Below are 19,477 nucleotides of genomic sequence, written 5' to 3'. Positions count from 1 at the left end.
GATCGTCAGCCCGGAGAGTTCATTATGCGGGCATGGATTTGCGGATGGCGCTAAGTAACGTCTGCGCGCCGGAAGAGAATGCGGCGTCCACCCGGGTCAGGATGCCGATCGGTTCGCCGGCGCCCTGAGTGGCAACCGGCAGGGCGGTCAGCAGGCCGCGGCGCAGATCGTCTTTTACCGCCCCGGAAGGGACAAACCAGATGTAGTCATAATCCACGGTCAGCTGGCGCGATAGCGAGGCGGAGAGCGTCTCGATACAGCCGGCGGGTATTTTACACCCCTGGCTTTGCAGTAAGGTTTCGGCATTCTGGCGCGGAATGGTGCCTTTTGGCGAGACCACCACCGGCCACTCCATCACCCGGCTGAGGGTGACGGTTTCCTGTAATAAAGGGTGACCGGGACGCACCACCAGCTTCAGGGACTCAAGAAACAGCAGTTCGTAATTCAGCCCGCTCATCAGTTCCGGGTCAGACATCCGCCCGATCCCAATATCAATTTCCCCCGACTTTAGCCCCGCCAGCAGCATGGTGTTATTCATGGTGGCGACCTGCAGGGTAATATCTTTCTGCTGCTTGTGAAACTGGCCAATAACCGTCGGCAGGATACCCAATGCGGCGGTGGGGAGGGCGCCGATGCGCACCACATCGTTACTCAACCCCTCTTTACGGTTGAGCGCCTGACCGGCGGTGTTCAGCGCGTCGAGAACTTTTACCGCATGGGTGAGGAACTGTTCGCCGACCAGCGTCAGCTGGGCGCCCAGGCGTCCGCGCTCAAACAGGCGCGTGCCGGTCAACTGCTCCAGCTCATTGAGCGTTTTGGATAACGCGGGTTGACTCAGATTTAGTGTTTCAGCCGCACGCCCCAGAGTTCCCTGTTGAGCGACGGCCACGAAAGTGTGTAGATGGCGCAAACGAATGCGCTGACTGAAGAGACCATTTTTTTCCATAGCTGATGTTAAAAACAGAGCGCACTCAGTGACAAGCGAAGTTGTTTAATTTTGATAACCAGATAGCAAAATATTTTTAACATTTGATCTTGTTATATTACAACTTCTTTCGTTGTGTACGGTGGTGTAAAACAGACGCCCCGCTTCAGGACGGGGCGAAATCAGGGCAGGAGAGGCGTCAGATATCAAAAAAGACGGTTTCATTATCGCCTTGCAGATGAATATCAAAGCGGTAGACGATTTCATTACCGCGCACTTCGCGTTCAGCGATTAAGGTCTGACGGCGGACCTCCCACTCGATCAGATTCAGTACCGGATCGTTGCGGTTGGCTTCCTGCTCATCGGCAAAGTACATCCGCGTATTCAGACCGATATTAATCCCACGCGCGACTACCCACAGGTTAACGTGCGGCGCCATGAGGCGACCGTCGCGACCCACCACGGAACCCGGTTTGATAGTTGCGAAGCGCCAGATGCCGCTGGCGAAGTCGGAGCAGGTCCGGCCCCAGCCGCGAAACGAAGGATCGATCTTTTTGCTCTGCTGGCGGTCGTCCGGGTGGCGGTAGCGCCCGGCGGCGTTGGCCTGCCAGATCTCCAGCAGTACGTCACGCACCGGGGTGCCGGAGCCGTCAATCACCCGGCCTTCGATAGTAATACGCTCGCCTTCGGTATCAGGGGTGGTAAGCTGCGGGCCGAAGTTTTTTTCAAAGATATGAAAACCCGCGGCGTCCGGCGCAAGGCCGATATGCACGTACGGGCCGGCGGTCTGCGAGGCGGTTTCGGCTAAATACTCTTTCATCGGGCGGCCCCCTGAGTGCGGTTTTCAAACAGCGTGGCGCGATGGCCGCGCAGCACAAGGTCAAAGCGATAGGCCAGACAATCCAGCGGTACCGCGGCGTGGGTATCGAGTTCGGCAATCAGCGTTCGTACGGCGTCGTCGTTATTAATGGTTTTGACGATCGGGCACTGCTTAATCAGCGGGTCGCCTTCGAAATACATTTGCGTAATCAATCGCTGCGCCCACGCATCCCCGGAGAGTGAAAAATGGATATGCGCCGGGCGCCAGTCGCTGACCTGGTTACGCCACGGGTAGGGGCCAGGCTTAATGGTGCGAAAACAGTAGTAGCCGTTGTCATCGGTCAGCACCCGGCCGCAGCCGCCAAAATTGGGATCGATAGGGGCCAGATACTGATCCTTTTTATGCCGATAGCGGCCGCCGGCATTGGCCTGCCAGACTTCCACCAGCGTGTTTTTCATCGGGCGGCCAAAACCGTCGCGCACATAGCCATGCACGATAATGCGCTCGCCGATCGGCAGGCCTTCTTTGGCGTAATTCAGGATCAGGTCATTATCCAGCGGGCCGAGATCGTAGTGGCTGAACACCGGGCCGGTAATTTCTGACAGCGAATTTTGTAGCGAGATCAGCGCATTGCGCGGCGAGCGCAGCACGCTGGTTTTATAGCCCGGGGCGTAAGCGGGAGGATGGCTGTTATAATCGCGATGAATAGCCTCGCGCGGTGACCATTTATCATTCATAGGGTACGTGCTCCGTTTAATCGGTAGAGGGGCATCTTATTGTCATATCGCCAGAAACAGTGTGTGTAAATGCCTTGTTAATTTAAAGTGAAATTAAAGGGTGTTTTCCATAACCCACCGTTATGTCCCGCGGGTTGTAAAAGAGAAGGGCAGGTTATCCGCATCACAATTTGTAAATTCTTCCCGCCGTCAGCCGGGCCCTTTTCTACACTCCAGGAAGTATTCACTGGAGGTAAGACATCATGGCGAACACCATCACGGCTGATGAGATTCGGGAAAACTTTTCGCAGGCCATGTCGGCGATGTACCAGCAGGAAGTTCCACAGTACGGGACGTTACTGGAGCTGGTGGCGGACGTTAATCTGGCGGTGCTGGAACATAATCCGAAATTGCACGAGCAGCTGGCTAATGCCGACGAACTGTCGCGGCTGAACGTTGAGCGCCACGGCGCCATCCGCGTCGGCACGGCGGAAGAACTGGCGACCTTGCGTCGCATGTTTGCCATTATGGGGATGTTCCCCGTCAGCTATTACGATCTGTCGCAGGCCGGGGTACCGGTGCATTCCACCGCCTTTCGTCCCGTCGACGATGCGGCGCTGGCGCGCAACCCGTTCCGCATTTTTACCTCGCTGCTGCGTCTTGAGCTGATTGCCAACGTCGAGCTGCGCCAGCGCGCGGCGGAGATCCTCTCCCGTCGCGATATCTTTACTCCCCGCTGCCGCGAGCTGATCGCGCTCTATGAACAGAGCGGCAGCTTTACGCCGGCGCAGGCGCGGGAATTTGTCCGCGAGGCGCTGGAGACATTCCGCTGGCACAGCCACGCGACGGTAGACGATGAGACCTATCATGCGCTGCACAACGAACACCGGCTGATTGCCGATGTGGTCTGCTTTCCCGGCTGCCATATCAACCACCTGACGCCGCGCACTCTGGATATCGACCGGGTTCAGGCGTTGATGCCGGAGTACGGCATCGTTCCGAAAGCGCTGATTGAAGGACCGCCGCGCCGCGATGTGCCGATACTGCTGCGCCAGACCAGTTTTAAAGCGCTTGAGGAGCCGGTCATGTTCGCCGGGGAGCACAAAGGCACTCATAGCGCGCGGTTTGGCGAGATCGAACAGCGCGGGATAGCGCTGACGCCGAAGGGCCGGGCGCTGTATGACCGCCTGCTTAATGAAGCCGGGGTCGGCAAAGACAATCTCAACCATCAGCGCCATCTTCAGGAGGTGTTCAGCCAGTTCCCGGATAGCGAATTCCTGCTGCGCCAGCAGGGGCTGGCGTGGTTCCGCTACCGCCTGACGCCGGCCGGAGAAGCCCATCGCCACGCCTTTGGACCCGGCGACGATCCGCAGCCGTTGATCGAGCGCGGCTGGCTTGTCGCGCAACCGATTATTTATGAAGACTTTTTGCCGGTGAGCGCCGCCGGAATTTTTCAGTCTAATCTGGGGAATGAAATTCAGGCCCGCAGCCACGGCAATGCCAGCCGCGACGCCTTTGAAGCGGCGCTCGGTTGCCCGGTGCTGGATGAGTTCGCGCTTTATCAACAGGCGGAGGAGCGCAGTAAACGCCGTTGCGGTCTGCTTTGAATCCGGTACTCTGCTGACATGAATTATCGACGACCGTAAAAGGAAGCAGGTCATGCAGAATCCATCGACTCCGCTGGTTAACACCCGGCAGGGGACGCTATCCGGTATCGCTGAACGGGGGATTAACATCTGGCGCGGGATTCCCTATGCCGCGCCGCCGGTCGGCGAACTCCGCTGGCGCGCGCCGCGCCCCCCCGCGCGCTGGCAGGGCGTACGCCCGGCCGACGCCTTTTCCGCCGCCAGCTGGCAGGATATTGAGTACTGCCGTGAGCTGGGCGGCGGCGATCCCGGCCGCTTCTCGGAAGATTGCCTGTATCTCAATGTCTGGGCACCCGCCGCCCGTACTCAGCCGCTGCCGGTGATGGTCTGGCTGCACGGCGGCGGCTTTACCATCGGCGCCGGCAGTCTGCCGCCGTACGACGGCAAAGCGCTGGCCGGGCGGGAGGTGGTGGTGGTCACCGTCAATTATCGGCTGGGGCATTTAGGTTTTTTCGCCCATCCGGCGCTGGAGGGGGAGGATGGCGAGCGGGTGTATAATTTTGCTCTGCTCGATCAAATTGCCGCCCTGCAATGGGTGCAGGAGAACATTCACGCCTTCGGCGGCGATGCCACCAATGTGACCCTGTTTGGCGAATCGGCCGGGGCGCGCAGCGTGCTCTCGCTGATGGTGTCGCCAAAATCGCGCGGGCTGTTCCATAAAGCGATCGTGCAAAGCGGCTATACGCTGCCGGACCTGCCGCGTGAAAAAGCGCTGCAGAAGGGGCGCCTGCTGGCGGAACATTTCTCCCTGCCGGAGGCCAGCGCGGAGCAGCTACGGGCGATTCCCGCCGAGGCCTTCTGGTCGCTTACCGCGCCGCTGACGATTGGCCCGGCGCCGATCGCCGGTGATGCGGTGCTACCGCAGCCGATGCTGGAGACGTTCTTTGCCGGCCATCAGCACCCGCTGCCGGTGATGATTGGCTCCAACAGCGACGAGGCCAGCGTGATGGCGATATTTGGCGTTGATATCGCCGGGCAGATTCAGAAACTGCGCCGCGAACGGCGCTTTGGCCTGGGACTGATAAAGCTGCTCTATCCCGGGGTAAGAGGGGATGAAAACCTCGGGCGCGAGGTGTGTCGCGATATGGCCTTTACCACCCTGGGCTATGTGGTGATGCTGGCCCAGCAGCGGGTGGGGCAACCCTGCTGGCGCTACTGGTTCGATTATGTACCGCAAGCGGCGGATGAGACCTATCCGCACGGCGCGTGGCATGGCGATGAGGTGCCTTATGTCTTCGATACGCTGTCGCTTGCCGATCCGGTGCGCGGCTACGCCAGCGATGAGGACCAGGCCTTTGCCGCCCAGGTGGCCGATTACTGGACCAGCTTCGCGCGGCTCGCCGGCCATCGCTGTAGCGAACTCCCGGGCGCGATACGCTGGCCGGCCAGCCAGCGTGGGCGGGATCGGCTGCTGCGCATCGGCCTGCATAAGCGGGCCGGGTTTAAGCTGGAAAACCGCTTTATGCGTGCGCGACTGGCGCTGTTTCGTCGGGTGATGCGCCATCATGTGACGCTGGATTGATCAGCTCCGCGCGAAAGCGCGCCAGGCCGTCGGCCTTACTCTGCGAACCGCGGACCACCAGGCGATAGCTGGCCCCGGTCTTCACGCTGAGGGAAAAAGGCCGGGTCAGGCGACCCGCGCGCAGATCCTCCGCCACCAGCGTTGCGTCAGCAATGGCGATGCCCAGCCCCTGCATGGCGGCGGTGATCGCCAGATCCATGGTGTCGAAATGCTGGTTTTTACGCATGCTCAGCGGGGCATTCGGGGAAAATGCCGTCAGCCACAGCGACCAGTCGGTCTTATCCCGCGTCGGATGTAAAAAGGTGACCCCGCTGAGCGTCTTATCGCAAGGAATGGCGCCGTTGCTGACCGGCGTCAGCGCCTCTTCAAAGAGCAGATCGCCGGCGCTGTGATGCGTCCCGAAAACGATCGCCGCATCATAGGGTTCCGTTTTGAAATTCACGCTATGTTCGGTGGTGGTGGTGAGGGCGATTTGCAGCTCCGGATGGCGCTGTTCGATGGCTACCAGCCGCGGGACCAGCCAGCGTATTGCGCAGGTTGGCGCTTTCAGGCGCACCACGGTCTGCTGCTGACGCGCCTGCTCCGCCACCGTCACCAGCCGGCCGAAGGCGGACTGCAGCTCGGGGTACAGCGCGCTACCCTGCGGCGAAAGATGCAATCCGCGGGCGTGGCGGGCAAACAGCGGAAAGCCGAACCACGCCTCCAGCGCCGCAATCTGGCGGCTGACGGCCCCCTGAGTCAGGCACAGCTCGCGCGCCGCGTGGGTTAAGTTAAGATGCCGGGCGGTCACCAGAAAGGTTTCCACGGCATGAAAAGGCAGGGCGCTTCGCGACATCTCATCTCCAGCTATGCATTTCGATCATAGGCAGTATGCCAGCTTCGTTGCGGGAATGGGACACTGTGTTCCACTTTCACCGACTAATCCTCTGCCGGCAAGTACACTATGATCTGCCATGTGAAGACAAACTCTGCCGGAACGACAATTCCGGCGGAATAACCTGATGTTTAAATGAGGAGTCAATCATGGCCAAACCCTACGTTCGTCTCGATAAGAATGAGGCTGCTGTGCTACTGGTGGATCATCAGACCGGGCTGTTGTCGCTGGTTCGTGATATCGATCCCGATAAATTCAAGAACAACGTGCTGGCGCTGGGGGACCTCGCCAGATACTTCGCTCTACCCACCATCTTAACCACCAGTTTTGAAAACGGCCCCAATGGTCCGCTGGTGCCGGAACTGAAAGCGCAGTTCCCGGATGCGCCTTATATCGCCCGCCCGGGCAATATTAACGCCTGGGATAACGAAGATTTCGTCAAGGCGGTGAAAGCGACGGGGAAGAAACAGCTCATTATTGCCGGGGTCGTCACCGAGGTCTGCGTGGCCTTTCCGGCGCTGTCGGCCATTGAAGAGGGGTTCGACGTCTTTGTGATCACCGATGCGTCAGGCACCTTTAACCCACTAACCCGTGATGCCGCCTGGGATCGCATGTCGCAGGCCGGGGTGCAGCTCATGTCGTGGTTTGGCGCGGCGTGTGAGCTACATCGCGACTGGCGCAATGACATCGAAGGGCTGGGGACGCTGTTCTCCAACCACATACCGGACTACCGTAACCTGATGACCAGCTATAACACCTTAACCAGCAAGTAGTTTCCCACTTCGGCCAGCGTCTGCTGGCCGCTTACTTTCTTAAGGCATGATCAAAGCTCATAGCTACTATGACAACAATTCGGTTGTCGTCGGGTAGCGCTTTGGATTGAATGATTATGCACATAAAATGAGAAAGGATTAACTATGCGTCTCTGTTCCCCGGTGACCACCCGTTCCAAATTGCCGGATGTCGGCACCACCATCTTTACCGTGATCGGCCAGCTCTCCGCTCAGCATAATGCCATCAACCTTTCTCAGGGCGCGCCGAATTTTGCCTGCGATGAACGGCTGGTGGCGGGAGTGACGCGGGCGATGCAGGCGGGGCATAACCAGTATGCGCCGATGACCGGCCTGCCGGCGCTGAAAGCGCGGATTGCCGACAAGATCGCCGCGCTGTACGGCACCCGCTATGATATCGACAGCGAAGTGCTGGTGACCGCCAGCGCCAGCCAGGGGATCTACTCGGCCATTGGCGGGCTGGTGCATCCCGGCGATGAAGTGATCTACTTCGAACCCTCTTTCGACAGCTACGCGCCGATCGTCCGTCTGCAGGGGGCCACGCCGGTGGCCATCAAACTGACGGTGCCTGACTTCAGCGTCAACTGGCAGGAGGTTCGCGCCGCGATCACCCCGCGTACGCGGATGATTATTGTCAATACGCCGCATAACCCCAGCGGCCAGGTGTTTTCCGCTGAAGATTTAAACCAGCTGGCGGCGCTGACCCGCAACACCGATATCGTGATTTTGTCGGATGAGGTGTACGAACATGTGGTCTTTGACGGCCAGCAACATCACGGGATGGCGACCCATCCTCAGCTGGCTGAACGCAGCGTTATCATCTCCTCGTTTGGCAAAACCTACCACGTTACCGGCTGGCGCGTAGGGTACTGCGTCGCCCCTGCGGCGCTGATGGACGAGATCTGCAAGGTTCATCAGTTCCTGATGTTTTCCGCCGATACGCCGATGCAGTATGCCTTCGCCGAGCATATGACCGATCCGCAATCCTGGCTCTCGCTGGCCGCTTTCTACCAGCAGAAGCGCGATCTCCTCCAGCAGCAGCTGGCCGACTCGCCGTTCCGCCTGTTGCCGAGCGCGGGCTCATTCTTCATGCTGGCGGACTACAGCCATTTCAGCGATGAAAGCGACAGCGAAATGGTGAAACGACTGATTACCGACTACGGCGTTGCGACGATCCCGCTGTCGGCGTTTTATACGGATGGTACGGATAACAAACTGATTCGCCTCTCTTTTGCTAAAGATGAAGCCACATTACGGGCCGGTGCGCAGGCACTGTGTCACGTTAAGCCGCGTTAAGGAGCCACAGGATGAAAATAAAAGCCCTTACCCTCGCTTTGGGGATGATTTGCACCTTCTCTTCGTTTGCCACCAGCGAGCTGCGCTATGGCGTGGAAGCGGAGTACCCGCCGTTTGAAAGCCGTAATACGGCAGGGGAGCTGGAAGGTTTCGATATCGATTTAGGGAAGGCGATTTGCCAGGCCGCCGGGCGGCAATGCAGCTGGGTAGAGACCTCGTTCGATGCGCTGATCCCGGGGCTGGTGGCGAAAAAGTTCGACGCCATTAACTCGGCGATGAATATCACCGAGCAGCGGCGCAAGAGCATCGATTTTACCCAGCCGATCTATCGCATCCCCTCGCAGCTGGTGGGGAAGGCCGACAGCGGCATGCAGGCGACGCCGGAAGGGTTACAAGGGAAAACTATCGGCGTATTGCAGGGGTCCATTCAGGAAACCTATGCCAAAGAGCACTGGGAAAAACACGGCGTGACCGTGGTGTCGTACAAGGACCAGAACATGGCGTGGGCGGATCTGCTGAACGGCCGTATCGACGCCTCGCTGGTGATGTCTGCCGCCGGGCAGGCCGGTTTCCTCAGCAAGCCGCAGGGCAAAGGTTTTGGCTTTATCGGCCAGCCGGTCTCTGACGATACCATTCTCGGCAGCGGGATCGGTTTTGGCCTGCGTAAAGGCGACGAGGCGAGCAAAAAACAGCTCGACGCGGCGATCGATAAAGTTCGCGCCGACGGCACCATTACCCGTCTGGCGGCGAAATACTTCCCGGGTATTGACGTCAGCGTCAAATAATAGCCGTTCGCCGTCGTTTGGCTTTAGGCAACGGACCGCAGGGAAGCCGGCAGACTCTTTTGCGTGGACTGACGTTGCTGACAGAGGGGAGAGACTGTTTTCCCCTCTGTTGTCGTCAACCGAAAAGTAATAAATGGATTTTTTGTTGATTGATGGGTTTCCTGCGAAGTTGTCACTCCTCTCGGATTTATTGTCAGGTTAAGCGTTCGATTTTCCCGGGAGGCGACTCGTTTTCGATAACCCATCTGAAAATTTGTGCATCCGGGCGAGCCTCTATTATTAATTTGTTCACGGTAAAGCTTTTCTCAAATAAATCAATGTGACTTTGCGGGACAGAACGTGTGTTCTGATACGACGATAGCCCAAACTTTCATACAATCGCAGATTGGCCTCACTTCGCGATCCGGTAAACAGTTCACAATAACGCGATGAGGGAAAAAGGGTTTCACAAGCCAGCAGCAATGAACGACCGATACCTCGGTGTTGATAGTGCGGACTGACGCTGAGACGCCCGATTTCGCAGATGTCACCTTGCAGCGTGGCGCGAACCGAAGCCACCGGAACCCCCTCCAGTTCGACCTTGAGCACAACGCTCCTGGACAGCGCTCGGGTAAAATCAATAAGGGTTTCAGTTAATGGAGGGATCGCGTAGTCAGAATAGGTATCCGCTTCAGTCAGGTAGGCCTCTTTCTGAATGTCGAGAAGTTTTGGCAGATCTTTTACATTTGCTTTTGTTATATTCATGGCGTCATGTATCACATAGGGAAATAAAATATAAGATGTGGCGATTGTTTATTTCACTATAAAAAAAGAAAACCGCTATCTGAGCTGATCAATATCAACTCTGTTCGGGATGAATTGTAAACGCGGCATTTCTCGGCATAAGGCGTCTTTTCTTTCGAGTCAAGGATGTATAAGCCTTTACCACAAACGATATCCTTAGCCGATTGGCCAGCAGTTCATTGTTTCGCCTCCCACAAGATGCGGTGAGGCAGACTTTAAAACAGAAACGCGTCCGGCCATGCGCCAGTTTTGGTCGGACGACATGACGAACCCGATCGCGCGCAGGGGCGACGAGGACGACGACGTGGTTTTGTTGAAACTGCGAGCGGCGGTCTTCGGCGAGAATGCTCTGTGAACGAGAATTCAGTCTGGTCTGGTGGACAGAATTATTTCGCGCTTTTTCTGTCGCCAACAATTGGATTATCAATCGTTTTTGTCTAGAGTGGGCGAAATTCACGACGCATCTGTTGGTCGCGTTGCGTATCCATTGGCATAACAGAAGGACGCTTTCTCAGGCATGAATCGCAGACGTTTTCTCAAATCTTCCATGGCTGTTGCCGCCGTATGCGGAACGTCAGGAGTCGCTTCACTTTTCTCTAACGCCGCGCTTGCCGAAGATTCAGGCATTGCTGATGGAATGACGCGCCGTTTTGACTTTTCCGTTTTGCAATCGATGGCGCACGATCTCGCGCGTCAGTCCTGGGGCGGCGCCCCGCGCGACCTGCCGCCGACGCTGGCGAATCTGACCCCGCAGGCTTATAACAGCATCCAGTACGATGCCGGGCACTCGCTGTGGAACAACATCGACGATCGTCAGCTGGACATTCAGTTTTTCCACGTCGGGATGGGCTTTCGCCGCCGGGTGCGCATGTTCTCGCTGGATACACAAACCCAGCAGGCGCGGGAAATTCACTTCCGCCCGGAGCTGTTTAACTATAACGACGCCGGTGTCGACACCAAACAGCTGGTGGGGCAGACCGACCTCGGCTTCGCCGGGTTCCGCGCCTTTAAAGCCCCGGAGCTGGCGCGTCGCGATATCGTCGCCTTCCTCGGCGCCAGCTACTTCCGCGCGGTCGACAGCACCTATCAGTACGGGCTCTCCGCCCGCGGCCTGGCGGTAGACACCTTTACCGATACCCCGGAAGAGTTTCCGGACTTCACCTCATTCTGGTTCGAAACGGTCAAACCGGGCGCGACGGTCTTTACCGTCTATGCGCTGCTCGACAGCCCGAGCGTCACCGGGGCCTATAAGTTTGTGATCAACTGCCAGCAGACGCAGGTGATTATGGATGTGGAGAACCACATCTACGCCCGCAAAGATATCAAGCAGCTGGGTATTGCGCCGATGACCAGTATGTTCAGCTGCGGCAACAACGAACGCCGGATGTGCGACACCATTCATCCGCAAATCCATGACTCCGATCGTCTCGCCATGTGGCGCGGTAACGGCGAGTGGATCTGCCGCCCGCTGAATAACCCGCAAAAGCTGCAGTTCAATGCTTTCGAGGATAAAAACCCGCGCGGCTTTGGCCTGCTGCAGCTGGACCGCGATTTCTCCCACTACCAGGATATTATGGGCTGGTATAACAAGCGCCCAAGCCTGTGGGTCGAACCGCGTAACCAGTGGGGCAAAGGGGCCGTCAGCCTGATGGAAATCCCGACTACCGGCGAAACGCTGGATAACATCGTCTGCTTCTGGCAGCCGGAAAAGGCGATCAAGGCCGGGGATGAGCTGGACTTCAGCTATCGTCTGTACTGGAGCGCGCAGCCGCCGGTGCGTTCGCCGCTGGCCCGGGTGATGGCTACCCGCACCGGGATGGGCGGTTTCCCGGAGGGCTGGGCGCCGGGCGAACATTATCCGGACAAATGGGCGCGGCGTTTTGCCATCGACTTTGTCGGCGGCGATCTGAAAGTGGCGGCGCCAAAAGGCATCGAGCCGGTGATCACGCTCTCTAACGGCGAGGCGAAGCAGGTTGAAATCCTGTACGTCGAACCGTTCGACGGCTATCGCATTCAGTTTGACTGGTATCCGACCAATGACGCCACCGACCCGGTAGAAATGCGCATGTTCCTGCGCTGCCAGGGCGATGCGATCAGCGAAACCTGGTTGTATCAGTATTTCCCGCCGGCTCCCGACAAACGCAACTATGTTGATGACCGGGTAATGAAGTAACCCCTACGGTCGCCCATTCACGCTGCCATGCCGTGGATGGGTTGACCCGCAGTGAGAGACGCCATGTCCGCAGAACAGTCCCCCGCAATTGAAGAGATCCCGTTGACCGGGCAGCTGACGCTGCGCGCGGTCAATGAACGTTACGTCACTGAATTACACCAGCTGGTTGACAAGAACAAGCACTGGCTGCAGAACGCGCTGAGCTGGCCCGCCGCGGTGAGCAGCGAAGAGGAAACCCGTCGCCATGTGCAGGGCAACGTCATGCTGCATCAGCGTGGTTATGCCAAAATGTTTTTACTGTTCCTCCGCGACGAGATGGTCGGGGTGCTGTCGTTCAACCAAATCGAACCGCTGAATAAGACCGCTTATATCGGCTACTGGATCGATGAACATCACCAGGGGCAGGGGCTGCTGTCGCAGGCGCTGCAGGCCTTTATTCACCACTACGCGCACAGCGGTGAAGTGCGCCGGTTCGTCATCAAGTGCCGGGTGGCTAACCACAAGAGCAATCAGGTGGCGCTGCGCAATGGTTTTACGCTCGAAGGGTGCCTGAAGCAGGCCGAATATCTGAACGGCTCGTATGACGACCAGAATATCTACGGACGGATTATCGATAGCGCCGGGTCATGATATTTCCGCGCTCCGGCGCGCGGCGTTGCGCCTTAGCCCGGCTACAGCGAGCCCAGCAGCGGCGTGCGGGTAATATGCTCCGCGCCGTTGATCACTTTGCGGCCGCGCAGATGAATCGCATCGCCGTTAGTTGCTTCGATATGCGCATCGTCGGTAATTTCGACCCGATGTTCGATCACCACATCTCCGCTGATGCGGGCATGCCCCTGAATCAGCACCTCGTCGTCCAGCAGGATCGGGCCGCCGCACAGCCGGGCATGACCGCCCACCATCACCCGATGCTTGAGCAAACAGTTGCCTTCAACGATAGCATTCTCCGCTACCTGCGAGCTGTAGCGGAGCGTGGGTATGGCGTCTTCACCGCGCCCGGCGATGATGCGCGCCTGGTCATACACCCTGGCATTATCGCAAACCCAGACATCGTTTTCTTCGTTGCCCTCCAGCCGCGCATGGTCAAATATTTCCGCCCGGTGTTCAACAAAAGCGTACTCGACAAACGCATCGCCGTAGATCTGCGCCTGATGCACGATGCGCGAGGCGCTGACCGTCGCCCGATGGTAAATCTGCAGATATTTGTCGCGGTCGGCGGTGAGGCCTCTGGCGGCGATGATCAGGCAGTGGGGGAGAATACGCGCCTCGTCGGCGAGACGGCAGTAGCCGCGAACGTGAGAGTCCTGAACCGTGACGTTGTCACTAATTTCGGCGTGATGGCTGATGTGGGCGTCATCCAGCCACGCGTTGCCGCCTATCAGCGCGCCATGGCTGACAATACAGGTCCCGGTGAGCCGGGCATTACCTTCCACCCGCGCGCCGGCAAACACCGCGCTGTTGGGGTCATAAATCCAGCAGTCGCCGTCCTGGCTGAGCGCCGCTTCATCGTCCAGCCAGCCGCCTTCGCTTCCGGCTGACACATCGGCGAAATCGCGTAGGGCGACAATCTGGCGCAGATTGACGCTATGCTTAATCCCGTCCTCGTCATAGTGAATCTGGCGAACCTGCTCGCTGAGACGATATTTGTTCATCACGGCTTCTCTTTACTTTTGGTTAACATAAACATAGCAAAAATCTCCGTAGCGCGGTTTGAAGGTTCTTTTAAAATGCAACTTAAAGATAAGTTGAAAAATTAAATAAAATGAACAAAAAGCAGCAAACTCAGCAGGTGCTGAATTTACCGGCAGGCTATTTCGGCATGGTGCTGGGCATCATCGGGATGGGCTTCGCCTGGCGCTATGCCAGCACGCTCTGGCCGGTCAGTCAGCGCATTGGCGACGGGCTGGTCGCCCTGGCGACCGTTATCTGGGGGCTGTTGACCCTGGCGTTTGTCTCGCGGACGATTCGCTCCCCGCACAGCCTGCTGCAGGAGATGCGCCATCCGCTGGCCAGTAGTTTTGTCAGCCTGTTTCCGGCTACCACCCTGCTGGTGGCGATCGGCTTTGTGCCGTGGTTTCGTCCGCTGTCTCTGGTGCTGTTCAGCCTTGGCGTTGCGCTCCAGCTGGCGTATTCCGCCTGGCACAGCGCTGGCTTATGGCGCGGCAGGCACCCCGCAGAAGCTACCACGCCGGGCCTCTATTTACCGACGGTGGCCAATAATTTCATCAGCGCGATGGCCTGCGGCGCGCTGGGCTTTAACGATGCCGGGCTGGTTTTCCTCGGTGCCGGCATCTTCTCATGGCTGAGCCTGGAGCCGGTGATTCTGCAACGTTTGCGTAGCGACGGCGAACTGCCGCTCGGTCTACGCACGTCGTTGGGCATTCAACTGGCGCCGGCGCTGGTCGCCTGTAGCGCCTGGCTGAGCGTCAACGGCGCAGAGGCGGATACCTTCGCCAAACTGCTGTTTGGTTACGGGCTATTGCAACTGCTGTTTATGCTACGTCTGATGCCGTGGTATCTGCGGCAACCGTTTAACGCCTCGTTCTGGAGTTTCTCGTTCGGCATCTCCGCGTTGGCCAGTACCGGGCTGCATCTGGGCCATCGCCACCCGGACGGCTTTTTTCATTTTCTGTCGATCCCGCTGTTTGTTTTTACCAATCTGATTATCGCACTGCTGCTGGTACATACTTGTCTGCTGCTGCTGCGGGGTAAATTGCTGATTCGCGTCGATCGGGCCACATTATTAAAAAATAAGGATTAATCATGACTATCCGTGATGAAAACTACTTTACCGAAAAATACGGAATGACCCGCACCCACTCTGAGGTGGTGCATGCCGCGACGCTGATTCCGCCGGGCAAGGCGCTGGATCTGGGCTGCGGGAACGGGCGCAACAGCCTCTATCTTGCGGCGAACGGTTTTGAGGTGACCGCGTGGGATAAAAACGCGATGAGCATTAAGAATCTGCAGGAGATCCGCGATCGGGAGGGGCTGACGGCGCTACAGACCGCGGTTAAGGATCTGAATACGCTGAGTTTCGATGGCGAGTATGATTTTATTCTCTCGACGGTGGTACTGATGTTCCTCGAGGCGCAAACCATCCCCGGCCTGATCGCCAATATGCAGCGCTGTACAAAGCCCGGCGGCTACAACCTGATCGTCGCGGCAATGGATACCGACGATTATCCTTGCACCGTCGGCTTCCCGTTTGCCTTTAAGCCTGAGGAACTGCGCCGCTATTACGCCGGCTGGAGGTTCCTCAGGTACAACGAAGAGGTGGGCGAGCTGCACCGCACCGACGCTAACGGCAACCGCATCAAGCTGCGTTTTGCCACCATGCTGGCGCAAAAACCGGCTTAACGCGCCGCCAGCAGGCAGAGCTGGAAGGCGGTACGATACGACGCCTCAAAGGCGCGCAGCGGCAGAAACTCAAATTTTGAGTGGAAGTTATGTGCGCCGGTAAAGAAGTTCGGCGTTAACAGCCCTTTGGCCGACAGCGCCGCGCCATCGGTGCCGCCGCGCATCGGGGTCGGCTTCGGCGTAACCCCGATGCTCTCCATCGCGGTAAACAGCAGGTCAATGGCCCGGCGATCTTCGCCAATCGCATTGCTGATATTGCTGTAGGTGTCGCTCAGCGTAAACTCGACTTTAGCCGTTGGATAGTGCGCGGCGATTTTTTCTGCGACGTCGCCAATCTGCTGTTTGCGGCGTAAAAAGCTCTCGCGGTCGAAATCGCGAATGCTGGCCTGCAGCAGAGCGCTGTTTTGATCCCCCTGAATGCCATTAAACCAGACGTAGCCTTCGCGCCCGGCGGTGTGCTCCGGGGTTTGCAGCCGATCGAAATGGCTGATGTAATCGGCGGCCATCAGCAGCGGGTTGACCAGTACGCCTTTCGCTGACATCGGATGGGCGGTGACGCCGGTAAAGCGAATTTCGGCGGCAGCGGCATTAAAGTTCTCATAGACAATTTCCCCCAGCTCGCAGCAGTCGATAGTCCAGGCGAAATCGACGGCAAAACGGCTGAGATCCAGCGCCTTGGCGCCGCGCAGACCCACTTCTTCATCGGGCACAAAGGCGACCACGATGTCGCCATGGCGATGCGCCGGCGTGAGGTTTTCCAGTACCGTCATTACCACGGTAACCGCCGACTTATTATCGGCGCCCAGCACGCTGGTGCCGTCGCTGAAAATAATCTCTTCCCCCGGATAGGCAAGTATTTCCGGGTGCTCGCTCACCCGCAGCCAGATATCCTTTTCGCGATTCAGGCAGAGGTCTTCACCATTAAAGCGCAGAATTTGCGGATGAATATCCGGCGACAGGCCGACGTCGACGGTATCGATGTGGGTGATAAAACCAATGCGCGGCGCGCCGGGGACATTCCCCTTTTTCACCGCGGTCACGGTGGCATGTTCATCGATCACGATATCGTCCAGCCCGAGACGCCGTAGCTCATCGGCAAGCTCGCGGGCCATCTCGTGTTGCCCCGGCGTCGTCGGCAGCGTGGTGGCGCGCGGGTCGCTCTGGCTGCTGATGGCGAGATAGCGGAAGAAGCGCTGGGTCAATTGACTGGCGAGTGGAGATGACATAGTGATTCCTTCTTTATTGATTTTTAGGGTGTTTGCAATCTGGCTTTAGTGTTATGTATGGGCAGGAAAACAACAAGCTATTCATTAGCTGACAAATTAAAAAAGGAAAACGTTATGCAACGCAAACTCACCACGCTTGCTCTGACATTAACGGCGCTCACGGTTAGTTCCGCCGTGGGGGCAAAAACGCTGGTTTACTGCTCCGAAGGATCGCCGGAGAACTTCAATCCTCAGCTCTATACATCCGGCACCAGCGTGGACGCCAGCGCGGTACCGGTCTATAACCGGCTGGTGGACTTCAAAGTGGGTACCACTGAACTGCAGCCGAGCCTCGCAGAAAGCTGGGAGGTGAGCGAAGATGGCAAAGTCTATACTTTCCATTTACGCAAAGGGGTGAAGTTTCAAAGTAATAAATATTTCACGCCCACCCGCGATTTTAATGCCGATGATGTGATTTTCTCCTTCATGCGGCAAAAAGATCCGCAGCATCCTTATCACAACGTCTCCAGCGGTAACTACTCTAATTTCGAGAGCCTCGAATTCGGCCAGTTAATTACCGCCATAGATAAACCTGATGAATATACGGTGCGCTTTACCCTGGCGCGCGCCGAAGCGCCGTTTGTTGCCGATCTGGCGTGGTATTTCGCCTCTATTTTGTCGGCGGAGTATGCGGACGCGATGCTGAAAGCCGGGACGCCGCAGCGCGTGGACTCGGATCCGATTGGCACCGGCCCGTTTAAGCTGGCGCAGTACCAGAAAGATTCCCGCATTCTGTTTACCGCTTTCCCGGAGTACTGGCAGGGCAAAGCGAAAATAGACCGTCTGGTCTTTAGCATTACCCCGGATGCCTCGGTGCGTTATGCCAAGCTGGAGAAGAACGAATGCCAGGTGATGCCGTTCCCGAATCCCGCCGATCTGCCGAGGATGAAAGAGAATAAAGACATTAATCTGCTGAGTAAGGCGGGGCTGAATACCGGTTTCTTAGCCTTTAATACGCAAAAACCGCCGCTGGATAATGTCAAAGTACGCCAGGCGCTGGCGATGGCGATCAACAAGCCGGCGATTATTGATGCGGTATTTCACGGCACCGGCAGCGCGGCGAAAAACCTGCTGCCGCCAGGGGTATGGAGCGCCGATAGCGAGCTGAAAGATTACGATTACGATCCGCAAAAAGCGAAGGCGCTGCTGCAGGAGGCGGGGATCGAAGGGCCGCTGACCATTGACCTGTGGGCGATGCCGGTTCAGCGCCCCTATAACCCGAACGCTAAACGAATGGCCGAGATGATTCAGGCGGACTGGGCGAAAATCGGCGTGCAGACCAAAATCACGACCTATGAATGGGGTGAATACCTCAAGCGGGTGAAAGATGGCGAGCACCAGGCGGCGCTGATGGGCTGGACCACCGCCACCGGCGATCCGGATAACTTCTTTGGCCCGCTATTTACCTGCCAGTCGGCGAACGGCGGTTCCAACTCGGCGAAGTGGTGCTATCAGCCGTTTGATAAACTGATCGCCGAAGCGAAATCGATAACCGATCGGCCAAAACGTGAAGCGCTCTATAAACAGGCGCAGCAGATGATGCATGATCAGATGCCGGCGGTGATGATTGCCCATTCGACGATTTTTGAACCGGTGCGCAAGGATGTTTCGGACTACCAAATCGATCCTTTCGGCAAGCATATTTTCTATCAGGTCGATATAAAATAACCCCGCCAGATAAATCCGCCGACCGTGGCGGATTTATTTTTTCAAATCATTGCGTTCCACTCTTTTTGTCACAACACTTAGCCTGTTCATTGCTATAAATCGCGCCGACAACTGCACCTACAGGGATTACTCATGCGTACTCATGTCATTTTTAAAGTGGCGGCATTCGCCGGGCTGTTGGCCTTAACCGGCTGTGCGGCAAAAATTGCGGCACCGGAAAAATATTCCGGTTTCTTAAAAGATTATGCAAACTTAAAAGAAACCACGTCGGCTTCGGGTAAACCTGAACTGCGCTGGATCTCCCCGGATTACAAGCCGCAAAACTATGACAGCGTCGTCTATCATCCGATTACCTATTACCCGGTGCCAAAACCCTCGACCCAGGTCGGGGAAAAAGCGCTGAGCGATATCCTCACTTATACCAACCAACAGATGAAGCAGGCGATTGCCGAGCGTAAACCGCTGGTCGCCAGGCCGGGCCCGCGGAGCCTGATTTTCCGTGGCGCGATTACCGGCGTGGATTCCAGCAAAGAGGGGTTGCAGTTCTATGAAGTGGTGCCGGTCGCCTTAGTGGTAGCCGGAACGCAGATGGCGACCGGCCATCGGACAATGGATACCAGTCTCTATTTCGAAGGTGAGCTGATCGACCCGGCGACCAACAAGCCGGTGATCAAAGTGGTGCGTAAAGGCGAGGGTAAAGATCTGGCTAACGAGAATACGCCGCTGACCATTGATACTCTGAAACAGGTTATTGATGATATGGCGATCGACGCGGTGAAATTCGACCCGACGCAGAAATAAGTTCGCAATAGCAATATAAAGAAAAAGGCGCCCTGCAGGAGGGCGCTTTTTT

Annotated in this window: 18 protein-coding genes; 11 read left to right on the top strand and 7 right to left on the bottom strand. The window is 57.3% G+C overall.

The window, feature by feature from the left end; genetic code table 11:
* Positions 1–22 precede the first annotated feature (22 nt).
* From ACI2JR_RS00915 to pcaH, 3 genes are all read right to left on the bottom strand, one after another.
* On the bottom strand, positions 23–946 hold the full coding sequence (locus tag ACI2JR_RS00915) for a LysR substrate-binding domain-containing protein (RefSeq protein WP_132731329.1): 924 nt from the start codon (positions 944–946) through the stop codon (positions 23–25).
* Positions 947–1,124: 178 nt separating this feature from the next.
* Positions 1,125–1,745 (bottom strand): protocatechuate 3,4-dioxygenase subunit alpha, encoded by a 621-nt coding sequence (gene pcaG, locus ACI2JR_RS00910; RefSeq protein WP_462477609.1) that lies wholly within the window; start codon positions 1,743–1,745, stop codon positions 1,125–1,127.
* Positions 1,742–2,482: a protocatechuate 3,4-dioxygenase subunit beta gene (pcaH, locus tag ACI2JR_RS00905; protein ID WP_462477608.1), complete on the bottom strand. Its 741-nt coding sequence runs from the start codon at positions 2,480–2,482 to the stop codon at positions 1,742–1,744. Before pcaH ends, pcaG begins: the two co-directional genes overlap by 4 nt.
* Positions 2,483–2,724: 242 nt before the next feature.
* On the opposite strand from pcaH, the gene ACI2JR_RS00900 reads away from it, so the two are divergent.
* On the top strand, positions 2,725–4,068 hold the full coding sequence (locus ACI2JR_RS00900; RefSeq protein WP_462477607.1) for a VOC family protein: 1,344 nt from the start codon (positions 2,725–2,727) through the stop codon (positions 4,066–4,068).
* A gap of 52 nt (positions 4,069–4,120) precedes the next feature.
* Complete coding sequence (locus ACI2JR_RS00895) at positions 4,121–5,629, top strand: carboxylesterase/lipase family protein (protein WP_462477606.1); 1,509 nt, start codon at positions 4,121–4,123, stop codon at positions 5,627–5,629.
* Here the strand turns inward: ACI2JR_RS00895 and ACI2JR_RS00890 are convergent.
* Complete coding sequence (locus tag ACI2JR_RS00890; RefSeq protein WP_132731334.1) at positions 5,568–6,464, bottom strand: LysR family transcriptional regulator; 897 nt, start codon at positions 6,462–6,464, stop codon at positions 5,568–5,570. The two genes, ACI2JR_RS00895 and ACI2JR_RS00890, sit on opposite strands and share 62 nt — an antisense overlap.
* Positions 6,465–6,652: 188 nt before the next feature.
* Here ACI2JR_RS00890 and ycaC point away from each other — a divergent pair, with 188 nt between their 5' ends.
* From ycaC to ACI2JR_RS00875, 3 genes are all read left to right on the top strand, one after another.
* Complete coding sequence (gene ycaC / locus ACI2JR_RS00885; protein ID WP_132731335.1) at positions 6,653–7,276, top strand: isochorismate family cysteine hydrolase YcaC; 624 nt, start codon at positions 6,653–6,655, stop codon at positions 7,274–7,276.
* Between the two features lie 144 nt (positions 7,277–7,420).
* Positions 7,421–8,590: a pyridoxal phosphate-dependent aminotransferase gene (locus tag ACI2JR_RS00880; RefSeq protein ID WP_132731336.1), complete on the top strand. Its 1,170-nt coding sequence runs from the start codon at positions 7,421–7,423 to the stop codon at positions 8,588–8,590.
* 11 nt (positions 8,591–8,601) lie between these two features.
* Positions 8,602–9,375: a transporter substrate-binding domain-containing protein gene (locus ACI2JR_RS00875; protein ID WP_462477605.1), complete on the top strand. Its 774-nt coding sequence runs from the start codon at positions 8,602–8,604 to the stop codon at positions 9,373–9,375.
* Positions 9,376–9,663: 288 nt separating this feature from the next.
* Here ACI2JR_RS00875 and ACI2JR_RS00870 read toward each other — a convergent pair whose 3' ends face one another.
* A complete protein-coding gene (locus tag ACI2JR_RS00870; protein WP_462477604.1) occupies positions 9,664–10,119 on the bottom strand; it encodes a GNAT family N-acetyltransferase in 456 nt (151 codons plus the stop codon).
* Positions 10,120–10,675: 556 nt separating this feature from the next.
* Here ACI2JR_RS00870 and ACI2JR_RS00865 point away from each other — a divergent pair.
* Entirely contained in the window at positions 10,676–12,331 is a 1,656-nt protein-coding gene (locus ACI2JR_RS00865) for a glucan biosynthesis protein D (RefSeq protein WP_462477603.1), read from the top strand.
* Between the two features lie 63 nt (positions 12,332–12,394).
* Positions 12,395–12,961 carry a 50S ribosomal protein L7/L12-serine acetyltransferase gene (rimL, locus tag ACI2JR_RS00860; RefSeq protein WP_462477602.1) on the top strand — a complete coding sequence of 189 codons (567 nt, stop codon included), beginning with the start codon at positions 12,395–12,397 and terminating at the stop codon, positions 12,959–12,961.
* A gap of 41 nt (positions 12,962–13,002) precedes the next feature.
* On the opposite strand, the gene ydcK is transcribed toward rimL, so the two are convergent.
* Complete coding sequence (ydcK, locus tag ACI2JR_RS00855) at positions 13,003–13,983, bottom strand: YdcK family protein (RefSeq protein WP_132731341.1); 981 nt, start codon at positions 13,981–13,983, stop codon at positions 13,003–13,005.
* A 110-nt stretch (positions 13,984–14,093) separates the two neighbouring features.
* On the opposite strand from ydcK, the gene tehA reads away from it, so the two are divergent.
* Both tehA and tehB read left to right on the top strand, forming a co-directional pair.
* Positions 14,094–15,092, top strand: coding sequence for a dicarboxylate transporter/tellurite-resistance protein TehA (gene tehA, locus ACI2JR_RS00850; protein WP_462477601.1), 999 nt, complete (start codon positions 14,094–14,096; stop codon positions 15,090–15,092).
* A 2-nt stretch (positions 15,093–15,094) separates the two neighbouring features.
* Positions 15,095–15,691, top strand: a complete 597-nt coding sequence (tehB, locus tag ACI2JR_RS00845; protein ID WP_462477600.1) for a tellurite resistance methyltransferase TehB — start codon at positions 15,095–15,097, stop codon at positions 15,689–15,691.
* On the opposite strand, the gene pepT is transcribed toward tehB, so the two are convergent.
* Positions 15,688–16,917 carry a peptidase T gene (pepT, locus tag ACI2JR_RS00840; protein WP_132731344.1) on the bottom strand — a complete coding sequence of 410 codons (1,230 nt, stop codon included), beginning with the start codon at positions 16,915–16,917 and terminating at the stop codon, positions 15,688–15,690. The genes tehB and pepT overlap by 4 nt on opposite strands.
* A 114-nt stretch (positions 16,918–17,031) precedes the next feature.
* On the opposite strand from pepT, the gene ACI2JR_RS00835 reads away from it, so the two are divergent.
* A complete protein-coding gene (locus ACI2JR_RS00835; RefSeq protein ID WP_462477599.1) occupies positions 17,032–18,624 on the top strand; it encodes an ABC transporter substrate-binding protein in 1,593 nt (530 codons plus the stop codon).
* Between the two features lie 132 nt (positions 18,625–18,756).
* Positions 18,757–19,425: a DUF3313 domain-containing protein gene (locus ACI2JR_RS00830; protein ID WP_132730855.1), complete on the top strand. Its 669-nt coding sequence runs from the start codon at positions 18,757–18,759 to the stop codon at positions 19,423–19,425.
* Positions 19,426–19,477 lie beyond the last annotated feature (52 nt).

The organism is Klebsiella sp. NPDC088457 (genome assembly GCF_044900465.1).
Classification (GTDB): domain Bacteria; phylum Pseudomonadota; class Gammaproteobacteria; order Enterobacterales; family Enterobacteriaceae; genus Klebsiella.
This window is presented reverse-complemented; position numbering and strand designations above follow the sequence as displayed.